Here is a 19658-nt window from a genome sequence, read left to right as displayed (position 1 = left end):
CCACCATGTCCCTTGATCCCGCCCTGCGCTCGCGCATCGAATCCATCCTTACCGCCAACCGCGTCGTGCTGTTCATGAAGGGCCAGCCGACCATGCCGCAGTGCGGGTTCTCGGCCAAGGCCGTGGGCGCGCTGCAGGACCTGGGCGTGGAGTTCGCCCACGTCAACGTGCTGGCCGACCCGGAAATCCGTGAAGGCATCAAGGCCTACGGCGACTGGCCGACCATCCCGCAGCTGTACATCGACAGCGAACTGGTCGGCGGCAGCGACATCATCCTGCAGATGGCCAGCAGCGGTGAGCTGAGCAGCGTGCTCGGGCTGGCCGCGCCGGACCGCACCCCGCCGAACATCACCGTGACCCCGGCCGCGGTGGAAATGCTGCGCGGTGCGCTGGCCGACGCACCGGGTGCTTCGCTGCAGCTGAGCATCGATGCCAGCTTCCAGCCGAACTTCCAGCTGGCCCCGCACGATGACAGCGCCATTGCCGCTGAATCCAATGGCCTGCGCGTGCAGTTCGACCTGGCGAGCGCGCGCCGCGCCGAGGGCATCACCATCGACTGGGTGGACGATATCCGTGGCAAGGGCCTGGCCATCGACAACCCGAATGCGCCGAAGGCCGTGCAGGAACTGGCCGTTCGCGATGCCGACGACCAGCGCCGCGCCGGCACCCTGACCGTGGTGGATGTGCGCCCGGCCGATGAGCGTGCGATTGCCTCGATTGGCGGCGAGTTCAAGACCTTCGACGGCAACAACCGCGCCGAGCTGGAAGCCCTGCCCAAGGACACCCCGCTGGCGTTCCTGTGCCACCACGGTGGCCGCAGCGCGCAGGCGGCAGAACAGTTCCGTGCGCTGGGCTTCAGCAAGGTCTACAACATCACCGGCGGCATCGATGCCTGGTCGGATGCGGTTGACAACAGCGTGCCGAAGTATTGATGGCGCGTAGTGACACGCCCTGCGTGTCACGCGGTGCGGTAAAGAAAAACGCCGGCAAGCCGGCGTTTTTCATGTCAATCCACTTTATCCGTAAGGTCCGCCGCGCCTTTGAATATCAGGCACAGCACAGACAGAACGAGTGAAGGAATGGCGATCAGCAGCACCAGGGCGGTCGGCAACCCGAAGGCCCAGAGTGACGCCGCATACACCACGGATGATAGGCCAACCAGCGGGTGCGAACGGTCGAAACGGTCGATTGACAGGTAGCTGGCCGTGGCCGCAAATAAAGACAGGGTGGCCAGAGCAATGCGAACCAGCTTTGGAAGATTGCGGGGGGACTCCTCAAAGAATCCGGCGATCAACATCAATCCAGAACAGAATGCCATTACAACCAGAAACCAGAAGTAAAAGTTTCTATGCTGGCGGTCAAAGCCTTCGACAAGTTTCAATTGACACCCTCCAGAGCGTGGGGCAAACGGGCCTCGCGCGCCTGTCTACTTGGCCATCTGGTAGAACTGATATCCAAGATATACCCCACCAGCCGCTGAGGCCCCGGCGAACGCACCTTTCGCGAACGCCCAGCCAACCGCCACCGCAATGGGCACCACCCCGCCGGCGACAGCCTCGGTTTCCTGGGCAGTAACTTCTCTCATACAGCATCTCCAGGCGGAATGAGAAAGTACGCACCAGCGAAGAGCCGCTCAATGTGTGATTGCGACAGTTCCAGAGAATCAGAAAACGGCTACGAAATCTGAGGATGATTCCTTACCCACGCCTTCTCGAATGTCTCGCCCCACCCTGGCTTCGGACGGCGCGTTCGATCATTCATCGACGTTAAAGAACGCGGATGATCTCACGGCCGTCGTTTGGGAACCGACGCTACCAGCGCCGTGCATCCTGAAACGACGACATGCTCCATTGTGCCATTCTGCAGAGCGACGCCCTGCGTCGCTGCGCGGGGTCGGTCAGCCGGCGAAGCCGCCTTCGGCGAGGTAGTCCAGTTCTTCGGGGGTCGGCATCCGCCCCAGCACCGCATTGCGATGCGGGAAGCGGCCGAAGCGGCGGATGATGTCGCGGTGCAGTTCGGCGTACTGCAGGTATTCCTTGTCGCCCAGCACGTCGAACATGGCCACCGAGCGTTCCTGGTCCTGCGGGTCTTCGGAATGCTCGAATGGCAGGTAGATGAAGGCGCGCAGCTTGGGCACTAGCTGCAGGTCCAGGCCTTCTTCCACCGCGCGCATGGCGTAGTGGCGGGCCAGGCCGTCGGTGGCGTAGGAATGGGCGGTGTCGCGGAAGCAGTTGCGCGGGAACTGGTCGAGCAGGATCATCAGCGCCAGTGCGCCATCGGCCGTTTCCAGCCAATGCTCGCGCCCACGCCGGGCGGCAGCGAAGTGTTCGTCGAGGAATGCCTCGCGGAAACGCGCATCGAACGCGTCATCGCGCGCGAACCACTGCTGGGGTCCCGCGTTGCGCCAGAATTCCACTACTTGTGCCGCCACGTCCATTCAATACCCCTGCGGGCGGCGCGCCTTCCAGGCGCCCACCCCTGCCATTGCCATCATTCGTCAAAGCGCAGGTGGCGGACCGACTTGCCGTTGCGCCGTATAAGCTTAAGCGCCTCGATACCGATCTGGATATGGTTTTCAACGAACTGGGAACTGACCTTGGCGTCGGACGCCTCGGTTTTGACCCCATCTGGGATCATCGGCTGGTCGGACACCAGCAGCAGGGCGCCGATCGGGATGTGGTTGGCGAAGCCGGCCGCGAACAGGGTGGCCGTTTCCATGTCGATGGCCATGCAGCGCATCAGCCGCAGTTTTTCCTTGAACGCCTCGTCGTGTTCCCAGACCCGCCGGTTGGTGGTGTAGACGGTGCCGGTCCAGTAATCGTGACCGAGGTCGCGGATCGTGGTGGACACCGCACGCTGCAGCGCGAACGCCGGCAGCGCGGGAACTTCCGGCGGCAGGTAGTCGCTGGAGGTGCCCTCGCCTCGGATCGCTGCAATCGGGAGAATCAGGTCGCCCAGCTGGTTCTTGCGCTTGAGCCCGCCACACTTGCCCAGGAACAGCACGGCCTTTGGCATCACCGCCGACAGCAGGTCCATCACGATGGCCGCGTTGGGGCTGCCCATGCCGAAGTTGATCAGGGTGATGCCATCGCTGGTGACGCTGGCCATCGGCCGGTCCAGGCCCTGCACTGGCGCGCCGGTGAGCTGGGAAAACACGTGCAGGTAGCCGCCGAAGTTGGTCAGCAGTACGTGCGGGCCGAACTGGTCCAGCGCCACGCCGGTGTAGCGCGGCAGCCAGTTTTCGACGATTTCCTGTTTGTTTTTCATGGCGCGGCTCGGCGTGGCATCCCGTTGAATGCGGCAATTGTCGTGCGCTGCAACGAATAAGCAAGCCGGCGGCGGACAGGGCATGCACTTGGCCACTTGGCAACGCGCCGGCCAGCGGCTAGCGTCGCGGGGGATCTTTCACGCCGCTTCGGGGATGACATGCGTACACGATTGACCGCCGGGCTGGGCCTGGCGCTGTTCGGCTTGGCTGCGCCGTCGGCGCCGGCCGCATCGCGCTTCACCCAGGACCCCTACCCCAGCACCTATGCGCCGATTGCCTCGGCCCCGGTGCTGATCCGCAACGCCACCGTGCTCACCGGCACCGGCGCGCGCCTGGAGCAGGCCGACCTGCTGCTGCGCGATGGCCGCATCGCCGCGCTGGGCAGCGCGCTGGAGGCACCGGTCAACGCGGTGCAGGTCGATGGCACCGGCAAGTGGGTCACCCCCGGCATCATCGACGTGCATTCGCACCTGGGCGTGTACCCCAGCCCCGGCGTAAGCGCGCACAGCGATGGCAATGAAATGACCGCACCGGTCACCGCCAACGTCTGGGCAGAACATTCGGTATGGCCGCAGGATCCGGGCTTTGCCGCTGCGCTGGCCGGCGGAGTGACCTCGATGCAGGTGCTGCCCGGCTCTGCCAACCTGGTCGGCGGCCGCGGGGTGACGCTCAAGAACGTGCCGGCCACCACCTACCAGGCAATGAAGTTCCCCGGCGCACCATGGGGCCTGAAAATGGCCTGTGGTGAAAACCCCAAGCGGGTATACGGCGGCGGCAAGGGCGTGGCACCGGGTACCCGCATGGGCAACGTGGCCGGGTACCGCGCCGCCTTCATCGACGCCAGCGAATACCTGGCCAAGAACGCGCCGAAGAAGGTCAAGAAGAAGCGCTGGTTCGGCGGCAGCGACAAGGGCGACAGCGCCGGCGATACCGGCGGCAAGCGCGACCTGAAGCTGGATACGCTCGCTGGCGCCATCGACGGCGACATCCGCGTGCACATCCACTGCTACCGCGCCGACGAAATGGCCACCATGCTGGACCTGTCCAAGGAGTTCGGCTTCAAGATAGCCGCGTTCCACCATGGCGTGGAAGCCTACAAGCTGGCCGACCGGCTGGCCGCCGAAGGCGTCTGCGGCGCGCTGTGGGCGGACTGGTGGGGCTTCAAGATGGAAGCCTTTGACGGCATCCAGGAAAACATCGCGCTGGTCGACCGCCCGGCGAACAGCTGCGCGATCGTGCACTCGGATTCGCCCGAGGGCATCCAGCGGCTCAACCAGGAGGCAGCCAAGGTGATCGCCAACGCGCGCCGCGCCGGCATGCAGATCGCGCCCGAACGCGCCATCGGCTGGCTGACCTTCAACGCAGCACGCTCGCTGGGCGTGGAGAAGCAGACCGGCAGCCTGGAGGTAGGCAAGATGGGCGATGTGGTGGTGTGGAACGGCAACCCCTTCAGCTCCTACGCAATGACTGAAAAGGTCTACATCGACGGCCACCAGGTCTACGACCGCCACGACGTGCGCCGCCAGCCGCTGTCGGACTTCATGCTTGGCCAGGAGGCGCGCCCATGACCGCCACCCGCGTACTGCAGCGCAGCCTGCTGGTGTTGGCACTGCTTGGCGCTGCGCCCGCCAGCGGGGCGCAGGACCTGCTGATCCGCAATGCCACAGTGCACACCGCCAGCGCGCGCGGCAGCCTGGAACACAGCGATGTGCTGGTGCAGGCCGGCGTGATCCGCGCCGTAGGCACGGGCCTGGCCGCACCGGCCGGCGCCACGGTGGTGGAGGCCAACGGCCGCCCGCTGACCCCGGCGTTCTTTGGGGGCATCACCGATATCGGCATCGACGAAGTGTCCGGCGAATCGACCACGGTGGACAGTTCGCTGAAGCTGCAGGACCAGCCGATGCGACCGGAGTTCGACGTCACCCTGGCCTACAACCCGGCCTCGGTGTTGATCCCCGTTGCGCGCCTTGACGGCATAGGCTTCACCGCCCTGGGCGCCAACAGCGACGGCAGCTTCATCGCCGGCCAGGGAGGGGTGATGCGGCTGGATGGAAGCGCCGATCCGATCGGCCCGCGTGCATTGTTCATCCGCCTCGGCTCGTCCGGCGCCGAACTCACCGGCACCTCGCGTGCGGCGCAGTGGATGTTGCTGGAGCAGATGGTGAGCGAAGCCCGCAACCGGGTGCCGGTCGATTCGCCGCACGCCCTGCTCACCCCTGCCGGCCGCGCCACGCTGGCGCGCTACCTGGCCGGGCAGGGACGGCTGGTGGTGGAGGTGGACCGCGCCGCGGACATCCGCCAGTTGCTGCGCTGGGCCGCGCGCGAGAAGGTGAGCATCGCCATTGCCGGCGGTGCCGAAGCCTGGCGGGTGGCGCCGCTGCTGGCGCAGGCGAAGGTGCCGGTGTTCGTGGACGCGCTGGGCAACCTGCCCAGCAGCTTCGACCAGCTCGGCGCGACCCTGGAAAATGCGGCCCGGCTGCATGCGGCCGGGGTACAGGTCAGCTTCGCCCAGCGCGACGATGCCTCGCACAACGCGCGCAAGATGCGCCAGCTGGCGGGTAATGCCGTGGCCAATGGCCTGCCCTGGCAGGACGGCCTGGCCGGGCTGACCCGGATTCCGGCGCAGGTGCTGGGCGTCGGTGACACGTTGGGCAGCATCGAGCCGGGCAAGCTGGCCGACCTGGTGCTGTGGGAAGGCGACCCGCTCGATGTGAGCCACTACGCCGAGCAGGTCTGGCTGGGCGGCCGGAGCATGCCGATGCGCTCGCGCCAGACCGAGCTGCGCGACCGCTATGCCGCCCCGGCCACCCGCGAACCCAGGGCATATTCGCGCTAAGGTCTTTTACACAACCCGTAGAGCCAGGCCCCGCCTGGCTGAAGGCCAAGGAATCCCATGACCCTGCGCTGGTACTTCGACTTCGTCTCCCCGTTTGCCTACCTGCACTGGCAGCAGCTGAAAACCCTGCCGCAGTTCGACCGCATCACCCCGGTGCCGATCGCGCTGGGGGCGGTGCTGCATCACCTGGGCAATCTGGGCCCGGCCGAAATCCCGGCCAAGCGCCGCTTCACCTACCGTCAGGTGCTCTGGCAGGCGCAGCAGCAGGGCGTGCCGCTGCGCTTCCCGCCCGGCCACCCGTTCAACCCGCTGGCCGCCCTGCGCCTGTGCCTGGCGGCGAACGCCACGCCGGCGTCGCTGGACATCCTGTTCAACTGGATCTGGCGCGACGGCCGTGCGGCCGATACGCCGCAGGCCCTGGCCCTGCCGGCGGCGATGCTGGACGTGGGCGACGTCGTGGCCGCGGTGTCGGCGCCGTCGGTCAAGGAGCAGCTGCGCCAGAACACCGAGGCGGCCATCGCCGCCGGCGTGTTCGGGGTCCCCACCCTGTCCATCGATGGTGAGCTGTTCTGGGGCAATGAAAGCCACGCGTTGATGGCGGCGGTGCTGGCTGATCCGGCCCTGCTGCAGCGGCCGGAATGGCAACGGATCGACGCGCTGCCGGTGGCAGTGGAACGGAGCCGGCCGAGCTGACCCACGCGGTCAGGTAACCGGACGCGTTTTGAGATAGCTTTCACACTTTCGAACGGACACCTGCCTGGAGGGGGCAAACAGGATGCGCATCGGAATCGTGGTCGACTCTGCCTGTGATCTGCCGCAGGACTTCATCCAGCAGCACAACATCGTGCTGCTGCCCATCACCGTCCGGATTGGCGAGGCCGTACTGGCCGACCACCGCGACGAACAGGCCACCCTGAGTTTCCTGCACGCCCACGTGGCCGAACACGGTGCCGAGGCCGAGACCATTCCCTTCAGCGTGGTGCAGATCCGCGATCTGTTCCTGGGCAAGCTGGTGATCGATTACGACCACGTGTTCTGCATGACGATCACCAAGACCCGCAGTCCGATCTACGACAACGCGATGCAGGCCAGCTTCGCGATCCTCAACGACTACAAACCGGTGCGCCAGGCCGCGGGCTACAACTCGCCGTTCGCGCTGCGCGTGCTGGACACCCAGAACCTGTTCGCCGCGCAGGGCGTGACGGCCGTGGAAGCCGTGCGCCTGCGCGACAGCGGCGCCGGCGTGCAGCAGATCCGCGAGCGGCTGGAAAGCCTGGCACAGAACGTGCACGGCTACATGGTCACCCGCGACCTCTACTACATGCGCGCCCGGGCCCGGCACAAGGGCGACCGCAGCGTCGGCCTGATCAGCGCCGCGCTTGGCAGCGCCCTCGACATCAAGCCGGTGCTGCACGGCTACCGGGGCACCACCGGTCCGGTGGCCAAGATCAAGGGCTTCGACAACGCCGTGCAGAAGCTGTTCGATTTCGTTGGACAGCGCGTGCGGGCGGGGCTGCTGACGCCCACGGTGTGCGTCAGCTATGGTGGCGAACTGGCCGACCTGCAGGCACTGCCGGGCTATGCCGGCCTGCGCGAGACCTGCAAAGCGCATGGCGTGGACGTGTACGAATCGGTGATGAGCCTGACCGGCATGGTCAACGTGGGCAAGGGCGCGGTCACCATTGGTTTCGCGGACGAGCCGCATACCTTCAGCGCCTGAGCAACAGACCACGGCCGGTTTCTGCACACCGGTTCCACCGCGCATCTGCCAGCCTTGCCGCATTCAACGGAGACCACCATGTCGCAGTATTTCATCAGCCTGCCGGACCCTTCCAAGGCACACGGCAACGATGCCGATCTTTCTTTCAGTTCGCAGAGCGCCGGCGGCTTCGCAGAGGAGCTGGAGGCCGCGCTGCGCACTACCGGCCTGTTCGACCGCTGGCGCGCCAAGCAGCCGGATCCCGATGCCGTCGAGCCGCAGTGGGGTGCAACCGACCCGGCTGCCACCGTGACGGGTGAGCAGAAAGACCTGCGCATCAACCTTGTGGTCACCACCACCATCAACAGCGATGTGCTGAAGGAGCGGCTGCGCCTGCTCGCCGGCCATCACTGGGAACTGCGCGACGTCCGGTAAAAGCCAAGCCGACCGGCGGCGCCGCTGCAGCGCGTTGCCGGTCAGCTGCCCGTCAGGCATTTCACGGGGCCTGTGCAGCACGCTCCGGCATGGTGGGGATGAACCTGCCCTGGAGTATTCGATGCCGCTGCGCCTGCCTGCCTCCGCTTCCCTGCTTGCCCTTGCCTTGGCCGCCGCAACGCCGGTAGTGGCGCAGACTCCGGCTACCCTGCCCGCGCCCATCGCCGAAAGCGATGCCGTGGCCACCGGTCCACGCTCTGACCTGCATGCGCAGGTGCTGCTGGACCGCGCGCATTTCTCGCCGGGCCAGATCGACGGGCTCACGGGTTCGAACCAGAAGCGCGCGGTGGCCGGCTTCCAGGCCGCGCGCGGACTGAAGGTGACCGGTGAGCTGGACGACGCCACCTGGCAGGCGCTGCAGCCGGACAGCACGCCGCCCTTGGCCAGCTACACCCTCACCGCCGAAGACGTGGCTGGCCCCTTCCAGCCCATTCCGAAGAAGCCTGCCGAGCAGGCCAAGCTCAAGGCGATGGGCTTTACTTCCGTGGGCGAAGCGCTCGGCGAACGTTTCCACGCCGACCCCAAGCTGCTGCAGGCGCTCAACCCGGGCGTAGACCTGGCCAAGGCCGGCAGCACGATCCAGGTGCCCAACATCGCGCCGGCGGCGCTGCCGAAGGCGGCCAAGCTGGTCATCGACAAGTCCGATTCGACGCTGCGCCTGTATGACGCGCAGGGGAAGGTGTACGCGCAGTTCCCGGTATCGTCGGGCAGCCAGCATGACCCACTGCCGATCGGCGAGTGGAAGATCCTGGGCATCTCGCGCGATCCGCCGTTCCACTACAACCCGAAGCTGTTCTGGGACGCCAAGGCCGGTGACCGCAAGGCGACCCTGCCGCCGGGTCCCAACAACCCGGTCGGGCCGGTCTGGATCGACATTTCCAAACCGCATTACGGCCTGCACGGCACGCCCGAACCGGGCCACGTGGGCAAGACCGAATCGCACGGCTGCGTGCGGATGACCAACTGGGACGCGCTGCGGGTGGCCGACGCGGTGGATGCCTCGGTGCCCGTGGTGATGCAGGAGTAAACGACGATGCTGACGCGACTGCTGGCACTGGGTGTGGTGATCGGCGTGGCCGGGTGGTGGTTGCTGGCGTCCGGGAATGATGTGCCGGAGGCGGTTGTGGCCGCGCCGGCAGTTCCTGCTCCGGCTGGCGAAAGCAGCCAGGCAGGGCCTGGCTCTACCGGGATCAACGTGGCGCCTGCGGAGAGGGCGCCCGCAGCTGCGGCCGACGTGGGCCGGCCAGCGGCCGGCGCTACCGTCGCACCGGGCCCGTCGGGACTGCTGCTGCCGGTGCAGGGGATCACGGCTGCGCAGCTGCAGGACACCTTTACCGACGCGCGCAGCCAGGGCCGGGTGCACGATGCCATCGATATCCTGGCTGCCGAGGGCACGCCGGTGCTGGCCGTGGCCGACGGTACCATCGAAAAGCTGTTCGACAGCGAGCGCGGCGGCCTGACCGTGTACCAGTTCGAGCCGGGTGGCACTTACTGCTACTACTACGCGCACCTGCAGCGCTATGCCGACGGGTTGGCCGAGAAGCAGGTGATCAAGCGTGGCGACGTGATCGGCTATGTCGGGCATACCGGCAACGCCAGCCCGGACGCGCCCCACCTGCATTTCGAGATCCATCGGCTGGGGCCGGAAAAGCAATGGTGGAAGGGCGAATCGCTCAATCCCTACCCGGTGCTGCGCGGCGAGCAGGCCCTGCCCTGAGCCCTGCCCCGGCCGGCCTGGCTGAACCGGGATGGGGTGCGCAATTGGCCCGGCCGCCGCGAAGGTGCGAGAATCGCCGGCCCTCCCTTGCCGGCTGGCGCATTGGCGCCGCCCCCCTGACCGAGACTACGTGAAGACCCCCGAAAGCCTGCAGGCGCTGATCGAAGACGGCGTGATCGACGAAGTACTGCGCCCGCTCAAGAGCGGCAAGGAAGCAGCCGTGTACGTCGTACGCAGCGGCGACGACGTGCGCTGCGCCAAGGTTTACAAGGACATGGCCCAGCGCAGCTTCCAGCAGCGCGTGCAGTACCAGGAAGGCCGCAAGGTGCGGGGCAGCCGCGAGGCGCGCGCGGTGGGCAAAGCCAGCAAGTACGGCCGCAAGCAGCAGGAAACCGCCTGGAAGAACACCGAAGTTGACGCGCTGTACCAGCTCCGCGATGCCGGCGTGCGCGTACCCGAGCCGCATGGGTACTTCCACGGCGTGCTGGTGATGGAACTGGTGACCGATGCCGACGGCTTTTCCGCCGCACGCTTGGGCGAGGTTGAGCTGGAGCCGGACCAGGCCCGTGAGTTCCACCGGATCCTGGTCCGCCAGGTGGTGCTGATGCTGTGCTGCGGCCTGATCCACGGCGATCTGTCGCCGTACAACGTGCTGGTCGGTCCTGATGGCCCGGTGGTGATCGATTTCCCGCAGGTGGTGAGCGCCGGTGGCAACAACGCCGCGCGCAGCATGCTGCTGCGCGACGTCAACAACCTTACCGCCTACCTGGGGCGTTCGGCCCCGGAGCTGCTGGACACCTGGTACGGCGAAGAGATGTGGGCGCTGTTCGAGGCCGGTGAACTGCTGCCGGACAGCCCGCTGACCGGTGAATTCGTCCACGACGAATCCACCATCGACCTGGACAGCGTACGCCACGCCATCAACGATGCGCGCGAAGAAGCGCTGATCCGCCAGCAGGGCCGCGAAGCGGCGGAAGAAGAAGACGCCTGACGGAACCCGTTGGACACGCGTCAGGCGTGCAACGCCTTCGCATGATACGCGATGTGCTCGCCGATGAACGTACCAATGAAGTAATAGCTGTGGTCATAGCCCGGCTGCATCCGCAGCTGCAGCGGATGCCCGACCGCGGTGCACGCGGCCTGCAGCCACTGCGGCTGCAGTTGGCTGTCCAGGAACTCATCGCCGGCGCCCTGGTCCACCAGCAGCGGCAGCCGTTCGGTCGCCGTGGCCACCAGTTCGCTGGCGTCCCACTGCGTCCAGGCACCGCGTTCCTCGCCCAGATACGCACTGAAGGCCTTCTGCCCCCACGGCACCCGGGTCGGGGCCACGATCGGCGAGAACGCCGAGACGCTGCGGTAGCGTCCCGGATTGCGCAGCGCGATCACCAGCGCGCCGTGTCCGCCCATCGAATGCCCGCTGATGCTGCGCGCGCCACTGGCCGGCAGGTGCGCCTCGATCAACGCCGGCAGCTCTTCGACGATGTAGTCGTGCATGCGGTAGTGCGCCGCCCAGGGCTGCTCGGTGGCGTTGAGGTAGAACCCCGCGCCCTTGCCCAGGTCGTAGCCCTCGGCATCGGCCACGTCATCGCCGCGCGGGCTGGTATCGGGCGCGACCAGGATCACCCCGTGCTCGGCCGCATACCGCTGCGCGCCGGCCTTGGTGATGAAGTTCTGCTCGGTGCAGGTCAGGCCGCTCAGCCAATACAGCACCGGCAGCGTCCGGGTGGCCGCCTGCGGCGGCAGGTACACGGCCACTTTCATTTCACAGTTGAGCACCGCCGAGCGGTGCTGGTACACGTCCTGCCAGCCGCCGAATGCGGCGCGGTGTTCGATGCGTTCCATGGGCATTCCCGCCGTGATCAGTAGTGGACGACCGAGCGGATCGACTTGCCTTCGTGCATCAGCTCGAAGGCGTCGTTGATCTCTTCCAGGCCCATGGTGTGGGTGACGAACGGCGCCAGTTCGATATCGCCCTTCATCGCATCTTCGACCATGCCCGGCAGCTGGCTGCGACCCTTCACGCCGCCGAAGGCGGTGCCCTTCCACGAGCGACCGGTGACCAGCTGGAACGGGCGGGTGGAGATTTCCTGGCCCGAGCCGGCCACGCCGATGATTACCGACTGGCCCCAGCCCCGGTGCGCGCATTCCAGCGCCGCACGCATCACGTTGACGTTGCCGATGCATTCGAACGTGTGGTCAACGCCCCAAGTAGTCATCTCAACGATGACCTGCTGGATCGGCTTGTCGAAGTCCTTCGGGTTGATGCAGTCGGTGGCACCGAACTGCCTGGCCAGTTCGAACTTGGACGGGTTGGTATCGATGGCGAAGATGCGGCCGGCCTTGGCCTGGCGCGCGCCCTGGATCACCGCCAGGCCGATGCCGCCCAGCCCGAACACCGCCACCGAATCACCTTCCTGCACCTTGGCGGTGTTGTGCACCGCGCCGATGCCGGTGGTCACGCCACAGCCGAGCAGGCACACATGCTCCGGGTTGGCCTCCGGATTGATCTTCGCCAGCGAGACTTCAGCCACCACGGTGTACTCGCTGAAGGTCGAGCAGCCCATGTAGTGGTAGATCTGCTGGCCGTTGTAGGAGAAGCGGGTGGTGCCATCGGGCATCACGCCCTTGCCCTGGGTGGCACGCACGGCCACGCACAGGTTGGTCTTGCCCGAGGTACAGAACAGGCACTCACCACATTCGGCGGTGTACAGCGGAATGACGTGGTCGCCCGGCTTCACGCTGGTCACGCCCTCGCCCACTTCCACCACGATGCCGGCCCCTTCATGGCCCAGCACGGCCGGGAACAGACCTTCCGGATCATCGCCGGACAGGGTGAAGGCATCGGTGTGGCAGACCCCGGTATGGGTGATGCGCACCAGCACTTCGCCCTTCTGCGGCGGGGCAACGTCGATTTCGACGATCTTCAGCGGTTCGCCAGCGGCGAAGGCAACGGCAGCACGGGATTTCATGGGGAGGTCTCCAGGACAGATGGCATGACGGAACGGCGCGCCACGAGGCGCGCTTACTTCAGGTAGGAACGGATCAGCGCGCTCATGTCGCGCACGCGCTCGGCACGCTGCGCATCGGACTGCGCCGGCTGGCCGAATTCTTCGCGCAGGTGGGCTTCCATCACTTCGGACATCAGCCCGTTGACGGCGCCACGGATGGCGGCGATCTGCTGCAGCACCGGGCCGCAGTCGGCGCCGGCTTCCAGCGCACGGTCCAGCGCATCGCACTGGCCGCGGATGCGCCGCACCCGGGCCAGTACCTTCTTCTTTTCTTCCGGGGAATGCGGCACGGCAGCGCGACCAGAGAACTATACTGGGGGATAGTATACACGGCTCGAATCCGGGTGCTGCACGAGGCCATCACGGGCGTCCATGGATGCTCTTTCCAACCCCACCCCACCCGGACTGACGATGCCCGACGCCCTTCCCTTCGCTGTCCGCTCGTTCGAGGCCAACTACGCCGCGTCCGGCAGCGTCGAACGCATCCTGTCGCTGACCGTGGACTGCGGCTGCGGCGCGACCTCCTCGTGCGGCTCCAGCCAGCTGATCCACCTGCCCGGTGGCGCGCTGTTCCGCTGTGAGCGCTGCGGCTCGCACCAGGCGATCAGCCATGCACGCCTGGACGCCAGCATCGCATCCGCACCGATGATGCGCACCCCGGCCGCGCTGCGCGCCGCCGCGCCGGTGGTCACGCTGCGCTCCTGATCCAAAGCATTCGTTGCTGACATGGCCAAGCCGTCCGGCTCCCGTCTGGTCGTATACGCCGCGCTGGTCGGCAACCTGTGCATAGCCATCGCCAAGTTCGTGGCCGCCGGACTGTCGGGCAGCTCGGCGATGCTCAGCGAAGGCGTGCATTCACTGGTGGACACCACCAACGAACTGCTGCTGTTGTACGGCCTGCACCGTGCGGAAAAAAGGCCGGACACCCTGCACCCGTTCGGCTACGGGCGGGAGTTGTACTTCTGGAGCTTCATCGTGGCATTGCTGGTGTTCGCCGCCGGCGCGGGCGTGTCGGCCTACGAAGGCATCCAGCACATCCGCCACCCGGAACCGGCCACCAACCATACGGTCAGCTACGTGGTGCTGGGCATTTCGTTCGCGTTCGAAGGCGTTTCCTGGTGGGTGGCGCTGCGCGAGTTCCGCGCGAGCAAGGGGTCACAGAGCTGGTTCGAAGCATTCCGGCGCAGCAAGGACCCCACCACGTTCACCGTGCTGCTTGAAGACAGCGCCGCACTGCTCGGCCTGGGGTTTGCCGCCATCGGGCTTGCCGCGGCGCAATGGCTGGACATGCCGGTGCTGGACGGGGTGGCCTCGCTGTGTATCGCCGGCGTCCTGGCCGCCACTGCCTTCCTGCTGGCACGCGAGACCAAGGGCCTGCTGGTCGGCGAGCCGGCCCACCCGCATGTGGCACGACGCATAATGGCCGTGGCCAACACCGATGCGGACCTGCGCAATGCCAATGGCGTGATCACCATGCAGATGGGGCCGGACCAGGTGGTGGCGATGCTGAGCGCGGAATTCGAGGATGACCGCGCCACGCCGCAGATCGAGGCCTGCATCACGCGCATCGAACACGCGGTCAAACAGGAATACCCCGAACTGGTGGCGCTGTTCGTCAAGCCTCAGACGCCGGAGGTGTACCGGACCCGGCGCGCGGCATTGGGCGACCCAGAATGAAGCCTTCAGCTCGCGTCCCGACCCGGCGGATTCCGTCTTCATGGTCACCACACGCGATCAGATAATCTACCCGGCCTGCGCCCGCCCCATTCTGCCCGCGAGACCTCCTTGAACGCTACCGACCCTACAGACAAGCACGGCGGGCGCGACAGCGAGCGCGTGAAAATGGCGCTGGCCGCTGGCGCCATCGTCGGCACCTGGTTCTGGGACGTAGCGCACGACCGGCTGACCGTGGATGAGGCCTTGACCCATGCCTTCGGACTGGAGCCGGGCGCGGCGCATCGCGAGCTGCGCCTGGAACAGGTGCTGGCGGCCGTGCATCCGGATGATCATGCCCAACTGGCCACGGCCATCAGCGATGCGCTGATGCGCGGTGGGCGCTATGCGCATCAGTACCGCGCCCGCAATGCTGAAGGACAGTACCGCTGGATCGAAGCGATCGGACGGGTCGACCTGGACACGGCGGGTCGCGCCACCGGCTTCCAGGGCGTTCTGATCGACATCGAGGAACGGCGCCAGATCGAAACCGAGCGCGACCATGCCCAGGCGCTGCTGCGCTCCTTCATGGATGCTGCGCCCGGCGTGGTGTACGCCAAGGACCGGCAGGGGCGCCTGCTGATCGGTAACCATGGCACCACCGAGCTGATCGGCGTGCCACCCGAGCAGTATGTCGGGCGCACCGATGCCGAGCTGCTGGGCGATCCCGCACAGGCGGCCGCCGTAATGGCGACCGACGAGCGCATCATGTCCACCGGACAGTCACAGCAGCTGGAGGAAGAGGTCAACTTCCCCGACGGCCGCCGCGCCCATTGGCTGTCGACCAAAGCGCCGCTGCGCGACGCTGAGGGCACCGTGATCGGGCTGATCGGCACCTCGCTGGACATCACCGAGCGCAAGGCTGCCGAAGCGCGCCACCAGGAAATCGAAGAGCGCTACCGGCTGGCGGCCCGCGCGACCAACGATGCGATCTGGGATTGGCGCATGGCCGATGGCCAGGTTGTCTGGAACGAGGCACTGGCCGATCTGTTCGGCCATCGCCTGATGGAATCCGATGCGCAGTGGTGGCTCGACCACATCCATCCGGATGATCGGGCACGCGTCGATACGGATATCCATACGGTGATCGAGAGCGACGGCACTGCGTGGCAAAGCGAGTATCGCTTCCGTCGCAACGATGGCACTTACGCCGATGTACTCGACCGCGGTGCGGTGCTGCGCGGGGCAGACGGCGTGCCGCTGCGCATGATCGGCGCAATGCTGGACCTCTCCGCCCGCAAGGCGGCGGAAGCAGCGCTGGCCGAAAGCGAAGAACGCCTGCGCCTTGCCACTGAAGCCGGCGACATGGGCTTCTGGGACGTGGACCTGGTGCACGACGTACTCATCTGGCCGCCACGTACCAAGGCCATGTTCGGCATTTCGCCCGGGGTCGAGGTCTCGCTGGACGACTTCTACAACGGCCTGCACCCGCTGGACCGCGAGCTCACCAGTGCCGCGTTCGCCGCGGCTGCCGATCCTGCCCGGCGCGCGCTCTACGATGTGGAGTACCGCACCATCGGCAAGGAGGATGGCGTGGTGCGTTGGGTAGCGGCCAAGGGCCGTGGCCATTTCGAGGGCGACCGCTGCGTGCGCGTGGTCGGTGTGGTGATTGACGTTACCGCGCGCAAGGCGGCCGATGCTCGCCTGCAGGAGTTGAACGAGCACCTGGAAAGCCGCGTGGCCGAAGAAGTGGCTGAACGTACGCGGGTGGAGGAAGCACTTCGGCAGAGCCAGAAGATGGAGGCAGTGGGCCAGCTGACGGGGGGAATCGCGCACGATTTCAACAACATGCTGGCCGCGGTGATCGGGCCGCTGGACCTGTTGGCGCTGCGCCTCGGAGACGCCGACCCGTTGATCACGCGCTATATCGACATGGCCATCGATGGTGCCAACCGCGCCGCCCAGCTCACCCAGCGTCTGCTGGCATTTTCGCGGCAGCAGCCGCTTCAGCCGGTACCGGTGGATGCCAACCGGCTGGTATCGGGCATGTCGGACCTGTTCGTGCATTCGCTGGGTGGTGGCATCCGCCTGGAGACGCGGCTCGCGCCAGACCTGTGGCTGACGTTTGCCGACGCCAACCAGCTGGAGAACGTCATCCTCAACCTCGCCGTCAATGCCCGCGATGCGATGCCGGGCGGCGGGCGCCTGGCGGTCGAGACCAGCAACTGCGTGGTAATCCCGGCGACGGCTGACACGCATCCGGGGGTGACGGGCGGCGAGTACATCCTGATCACGGTGTCGGACAACGGCGTCGGCATGTCACAGGAGGTCATCGCCAAGGCATTCGATCCGTTCTTCACCACCAAGCAGGTCGGCCAGGGCACCGGCTTGGGTCTGTCGCAGGTCTATGGGTTCGTCAAACAGTCCGCCGGCCACGTCAAGCTGTGCTCGGAGGTCGGCCATGGCACCACCGTGAAGCTGTACCTGCCGAGGTTGCTGGCCGAGGCCGCGCTGGTGGACACGCCCATCACCAGCGGCACCACGCTGCCCGCCGGCAGCCGCGAACTCATCCTGGTGGTGGAAGACGAGCCTGCAGTGCGACAGTTCTCGGTCGAGGCGCTGACGGCGCTGGGCTACGAGGTGCTCTCTGCCGATGGCGCCGCTGCGGCGCTGGATCTGCTGGACGGCCACGCCGACATCGCCCTGTTGTTCACCGACGTGGTGATGCCCGAAGTCAACGGACGCCAGTTGGCCGACCAGGCGCTGCGGCGCCGCCCCGGCCTGAAAGTGCTGTTTACCACCGGCTACAGCCGCAACGCGCTGGAACGCGACGGCGTGATCGACCCGGGTGTGCAGCTTATCGGCAAGCCCTTCACTGTCGATACGCTGGCCACCCGCGTGCGCGCCGTGCTGGGCGAGACGCGATGAGCCGATCAACGCGTCCGGCGCGCTGACTTCGCGCCTCCCAGCGCGGCGGCCAGTTCCGCCGACGGGCGCAGACCGAAAGTACGGTGGTACATGCCGGCGAAGCGGCCCTGGTCCCAGACTCCGAAACGGGTGCAGATCGAGGTGACGGTATCGCCCGGTGCAGCCTCGCGCAGCGCCTTGCGCACCACGTGCAGGCGTTCGAGCATGTAGTACTGCTGCGGCCCCATGCCGAATACTTCATCGAACGCGCGGCTCAGCGAGCGCTGCGAGGTACCAGCGCTCAGCAGCAGGTCACCGAGTGCTGCCTCGCCGCGGATGCTTCTCTGGATGTGATCAACGCTGCGGCGGATCACCTCGTTGCGAGGTACCGCAGGGCGTCCGCGCACACGTCGCACAGCCCCGGCATTGTGCAGGACCAGGCAACGCAGCAGGGCATGGATCACCTGCCCGCTGAATGCAACACGCACGCTTGCACTGTCGAACACCGCCGGCGTCTCGCGATGGACCGCCAGGGCACGGGTAACCATACCGATGATGGGGGCGATTTCACTGCGGCCCACCACCACGGGATACGTGCGCTCGATGTGCTCCTCGAACAGACCGGCCACTTCACGCGCACGTCTTACCACCGCCGTGCCGTCCAGATCGAGTCCGATGAACCGCGAGGGCCTTCGCGTGTAGCCATGCACATCGCTGCCGGGGGCGTACCAGATGAACTGGTCATCGGTCGCCTGCTGGCCCTGCATGCAGGCGTCGCTGCCGGGCAGGGAAATGTACGCACCGTAGCGACCGGCATGGTTGGTGCCGCTGTACAGCACCGGCGCACCTTCCCGGCCAAGCATGGCATTCAGTTCGCCGGCATCGAGCACATCCAGCGTCCACCCACCCCGGTCCGGTCCGATCACCCGGATATCACCGTCCACGCCAGCCACGGCCTTGGCATATGCCTCGAAATCAGTGAACTTCAGCTGGACCATGGGGGTGCATCGGACGCCGGGCAGGCGGGGCGGACGCCATCTGTGATGGTCGCCGCGACGCGCTGCGGGCGTATCCGAACTTGCACTGTGGCCCGACCGGTAAATCTACTTGCTGCCGCGGGGTCAACGCTGCTTCCGCAGGCGCTGGGCATCACGCGCCGGCGGTGCGCCGAACAGGCGTGCGTAGTCGCGGCTGAACTGCGAGGGGCTGTCGTAGCCCACGGCATAGCCCGCACTGGCGGCGTCCAGCCCGTCTGCCACCATGAGGCGTCGCGCTTCCTGCATGCGCAGCCGGGTGCGGAACGCCAGCGGGCTCATGTCGGTGACCGACTTGAAGTGCTCGTGCAGCGTAGAGCGGCTCATCCCGGCGGCCTCGGCGATGTCGCCAATGGCGCAGGCACGCCTGAAGTTGAGCCGCAGCCACGCGATGGCCCGCGCGATCTGCGCCTGCCGGCTGTTGGCACGGGTCAGTGCATGCAGGGCGTCGCCCTTGGGCCCGGCGAGCAGGCGGTACAGGATTTCCCGGACCGCCAATGGTGCCAGCGCGGCGGCATCAGCGGGCGTATCGAGCAAGCTCACCAGACGGGTAGCCGCGTCGAGCAGGCCCGGCGTCATGGTCTCAAGCGCCAGACCCGCTACCGCACTGTCCGGCTGCCGGGGACGCGGATGCTGCAATGCCAGCTCCGCCAGCGTGGCCGCATCCAGGTCGAGCTGCAGGCTCAGGTACGGCTGCGCTGCCGTGGCCTCGATCACCGCGCCCATCACCGGCACCCCGACTGACGCCACCAGATAGCTGGCCGGGTCGTAGTGGAAGGTGCGCGCGCCAAGCGTCGCCCGCTTGCGGCCTTGGGCAACGAAGCACACGGTGGGCTCGTAGATGACCGGCATCGGCAACGTGGGAGTCGCGCAGCGGATCAGCGTGACGCCGGGCAGGGCCGTGGGGAAAGTACCGTCATGAGGGGCATGCCGGGCGATGGCATCGCGGAATCGGGTGAGCTGTGGCATGCCCCATCATCGCGGGCCTCCGGACGATCGTGCAAGCTTTCCGCACAGTGCGGCTACCGCCCTGGTACCCGG

21 protein-coding genes are annotated in these 19658 nt (G+C 66.8%); 12 read left to right on the top strand and 9 right to left on the bottom strand.

Going from position 1 to position 19658, the window contains the following annotated elements; all coding sequences use genetic code 11:
- The first annotated feature begins 5 nt into the window (after positions 1-5).
- A complete protein-coding gene (grxD, locus tag ACTJI4_RS02965) occupies positions 6-932 on the top strand; it encodes a Grx4 family monothiol glutaredoxin (protein WP_440868463.1) in 927 nt (308 codons plus the stop codon).
- A gap of 74 nt (positions 933-1006) precedes the next feature.
- Here the strand turns inward: grxD and ACTJI4_RS02960 are convergent, their stop codons facing one another.
- The 4 genes from ACTJI4_RS02960 to ACTJI4_RS02945 all read right to left on the bottom strand — a co-directional run bounded on the left by ACTJI4_RS02960 (position 1007) and on the right by ACTJI4_RS02945 (position 3267).
- Positions 1007-1381 (bottom strand): hypothetical protein, encoded by a 375-nt coding sequence (locus tag ACTJI4_RS02960; RefSeq protein WP_440868462.1) that lies wholly within the window; start codon positions 1379-1381, stop codon positions 1007-1009.
- A 45-nt stretch (positions 1382-1426) separates the two neighbouring features.
- Positions 1427-1585 (bottom strand): class IIb bacteriocin, lactobin A/cerein 7B family, encoded by a 159-nt coding sequence (locus tag ACTJI4_RS02955; RefSeq protein ID WP_440868461.1) that lies wholly within the window; start codon positions 1583-1585, stop codon positions 1427-1429.
- Between the two features lie 312 nt (positions 1586-1897).
- Positions 1898-2437, bottom strand: coding sequence for a DUF924 family protein (locus ACTJI4_RS02950; protein WP_392918128.1), 540 nt, complete (start codon positions 2435-2437; stop codon positions 1898-1900).
- Between the two features lie 53 nt (positions 2438-2490).
- Entirely contained in the window at positions 2491-3267 is a 777-nt protein-coding gene (locus tag ACTJI4_RS02945; protein ID WP_282247266.1) for an AMP nucleosidase, read from the bottom strand.
- Positions 3268-3426: 159 nt separating this feature from the next.
- Between ACTJI4_RS02945 and ACTJI4_RS02940 the strand changes: the two genes are divergently transcribed.
- The 8 genes from ACTJI4_RS02940 to ACTJI4_RS02905 all read left to right on the top strand — a co-directional run bounded on the left by ACTJI4_RS02940 (position 3427) and on the right by ACTJI4_RS02905 (position 11006).
- The gene (locus ACTJI4_RS02940) at positions 3427-4836 is read left to right on the top strand and encodes an amidohydrolase (RefSeq protein WP_392918132.1); all 1410 of its coding nucleotides are present in this window, start codon (positions 3427-3429) and stop codon (positions 4834-4836) included.
- Positions 4833-6104 (top strand): amidohydrolase family protein, encoded by a 1272-nt coding sequence (locus ACTJI4_RS02935; RefSeq protein ID WP_392918134.1) that lies wholly within the window; start codon positions 4833-4835, stop codon positions 6102-6104. The genes ACTJI4_RS02940 and ACTJI4_RS02935 overlap by 4 nt, the downstream gene beginning before the upstream one ends.
- 57 nt (positions 6105-6161) lie before the next feature.
- Positions 6162-6797, top strand: coding sequence for a 2-hydroxychromene-2-carboxylate isomerase (locus ACTJI4_RS02930; protein ID WP_392918137.1), 636 nt, complete (start codon positions 6162-6164; stop codon positions 6795-6797).
- 82 nt (positions 6798-6879) lie between these two features.
- Positions 6880-7824, top strand: coding sequence for a DegV family protein (locus ACTJI4_RS02925; RefSeq protein ID WP_440868460.1), 945 nt, complete (start codon positions 6880-6882; stop codon positions 7822-7824).
- 78 nt (positions 7825-7902) lie between these two features.
- Positions 7903-8238, top strand: coding sequence for a hypothetical protein (locus ACTJI4_RS02920; protein ID WP_392918143.1), 336 nt, complete (start codon positions 7903-7905; stop codon positions 8236-8238).
- Between the two features lie 121 nt (positions 8239-8359).
- Complete coding sequence (locus ACTJI4_RS02915) at positions 8360-9325, top strand: L,D-transpeptidase family protein (protein ID WP_440868459.1); 966 nt, start codon at positions 8360-8362, stop codon at positions 9323-9325.
- Between the two features lie 6 nt (positions 9326-9331).
- Complete coding sequence (locus tag ACTJI4_RS02910; RefSeq protein ID WP_440868458.1) at positions 9332-10015, top strand: M23 family metallopeptidase; 684 nt, start codon at positions 9332-9334, stop codon at positions 10013-10015.
- A 130-nt stretch (positions 10016-10145) separates the two neighbouring features.
- Positions 10146-11006 (top strand): PA4780 family RIO1-like protein kinase, encoded by an 861-nt coding sequence (locus ACTJI4_RS02905; protein ID WP_392918150.1) that lies wholly within the window; start codon positions 10146-10148, stop codon positions 11004-11006.
- A 20-nt stretch (positions 11007-11026) separates the two neighbouring features.
- Here ACTJI4_RS02905 and fghA read toward each other — a convergent pair whose 3' ends face one another.
- The 3 genes from fghA to ACTJI4_RS02890 are packed head-to-tail and all read right to left on the bottom strand — an operon-like array spanning position 11027 to position 13313.
- Entirely contained in the window at positions 11027-11857 is an 831-nt protein-coding gene (gene fghA / locus ACTJI4_RS02900) for an S-formylglutathione hydrolase (RefSeq protein WP_440868457.1), read from the bottom strand.
- Between the two features lie 17 nt (positions 11858-11874).
- Complete coding sequence (locus ACTJI4_RS02895; RefSeq protein ID WP_440868456.1) at positions 11875-12984, bottom strand: S-(hydroxymethyl)glutathione dehydrogenase/class III alcohol dehydrogenase; 1110 nt, start codon at positions 12982-12984, stop codon at positions 11875-11877.
- A 53-nt stretch (positions 12985-13037) separates the two neighbouring features.
- Positions 13038-13313, bottom strand: coding sequence for a metal/formaldehyde-sensitive transcriptional repressor (locus ACTJI4_RS02890; protein WP_282296305.1), 276 nt, complete (start codon positions 13311-13313; stop codon positions 13038-13040).
- A 121-nt stretch (positions 13314-13434) separates the two neighbouring features.
- On the opposite strand from ACTJI4_RS02890, the gene ACTJI4_RS02885 reads away from it, so the two are divergent.
- The 3 genes from ACTJI4_RS02885 to ACTJI4_RS02875 all read left to right on the top strand — a co-directional run bounded on the left by ACTJI4_RS02885 (position 13435) and on the right by ACTJI4_RS02875 (position 17604).
- Positions 13435-13728: a hypothetical protein gene (locus ACTJI4_RS02885; RefSeq protein ID WP_392918161.1), complete on the top strand. Its 294-nt coding sequence runs from the start codon at positions 13435-13437 to the stop codon at positions 13726-13728.
- Between the two features lie 21 nt (positions 13729-13749).
- Positions 13750-14700 carry a cation diffusion facilitator family transporter gene (locus ACTJI4_RS02880; RefSeq protein WP_440868455.1) on the top strand — a complete coding sequence of 317 codons (951 nt, stop codon included), beginning with the start codon at positions 13750-13752 and terminating at the stop codon, positions 14698-14700.
- Between the two features lie 108 nt (positions 14701-14808).
- Entirely contained in the window at positions 14809-17604 is a 2796-nt protein-coding gene (locus tag ACTJI4_RS02875; RefSeq protein WP_440868454.1) for a PAS domain-containing protein, read from the top strand.
- 5 nt (positions 17605-17609) lie between these two features.
- Here ACTJI4_RS02875 and ACTJI4_RS02870 read toward each other — a convergent pair whose 3' ends face one another.
- Positions 17610-18581: a helix-turn-helix domain-containing protein gene (locus ACTJI4_RS02870; RefSeq protein WP_440868453.1), complete on the bottom strand. Its 972-nt coding sequence runs from the start codon at positions 18579-18581 to the stop codon at positions 17610-17612.
- A gap of 123 nt (positions 18582-18704) precedes the next feature.
- The gene (locus tag ACTJI4_RS02865) at positions 18705-19586 is read right to left on the bottom strand and encodes an AraC family transcriptional regulator (protein ID WP_392918174.1); all 882 of its coding nucleotides are present in this window, start codon (positions 19584-19586) and stop codon (positions 18705-18707) included.
- Positions 19587-19658: the final 72 nt, after the last annotated feature.

It is taken from the genome of Stenotrophomonas sp. 22385 (assembly GCF_052045085.1).
Classification (GTDB): Bacteria; Pseudomonadota; Gammaproteobacteria; order Xanthomonadales; family Xanthomonadaceae; genus Stenotrophomonas.
Note: the sequence above shows the minus strand (reverse complement) of the source record. Positions and strands in the feature narration are given on the sequence as shown.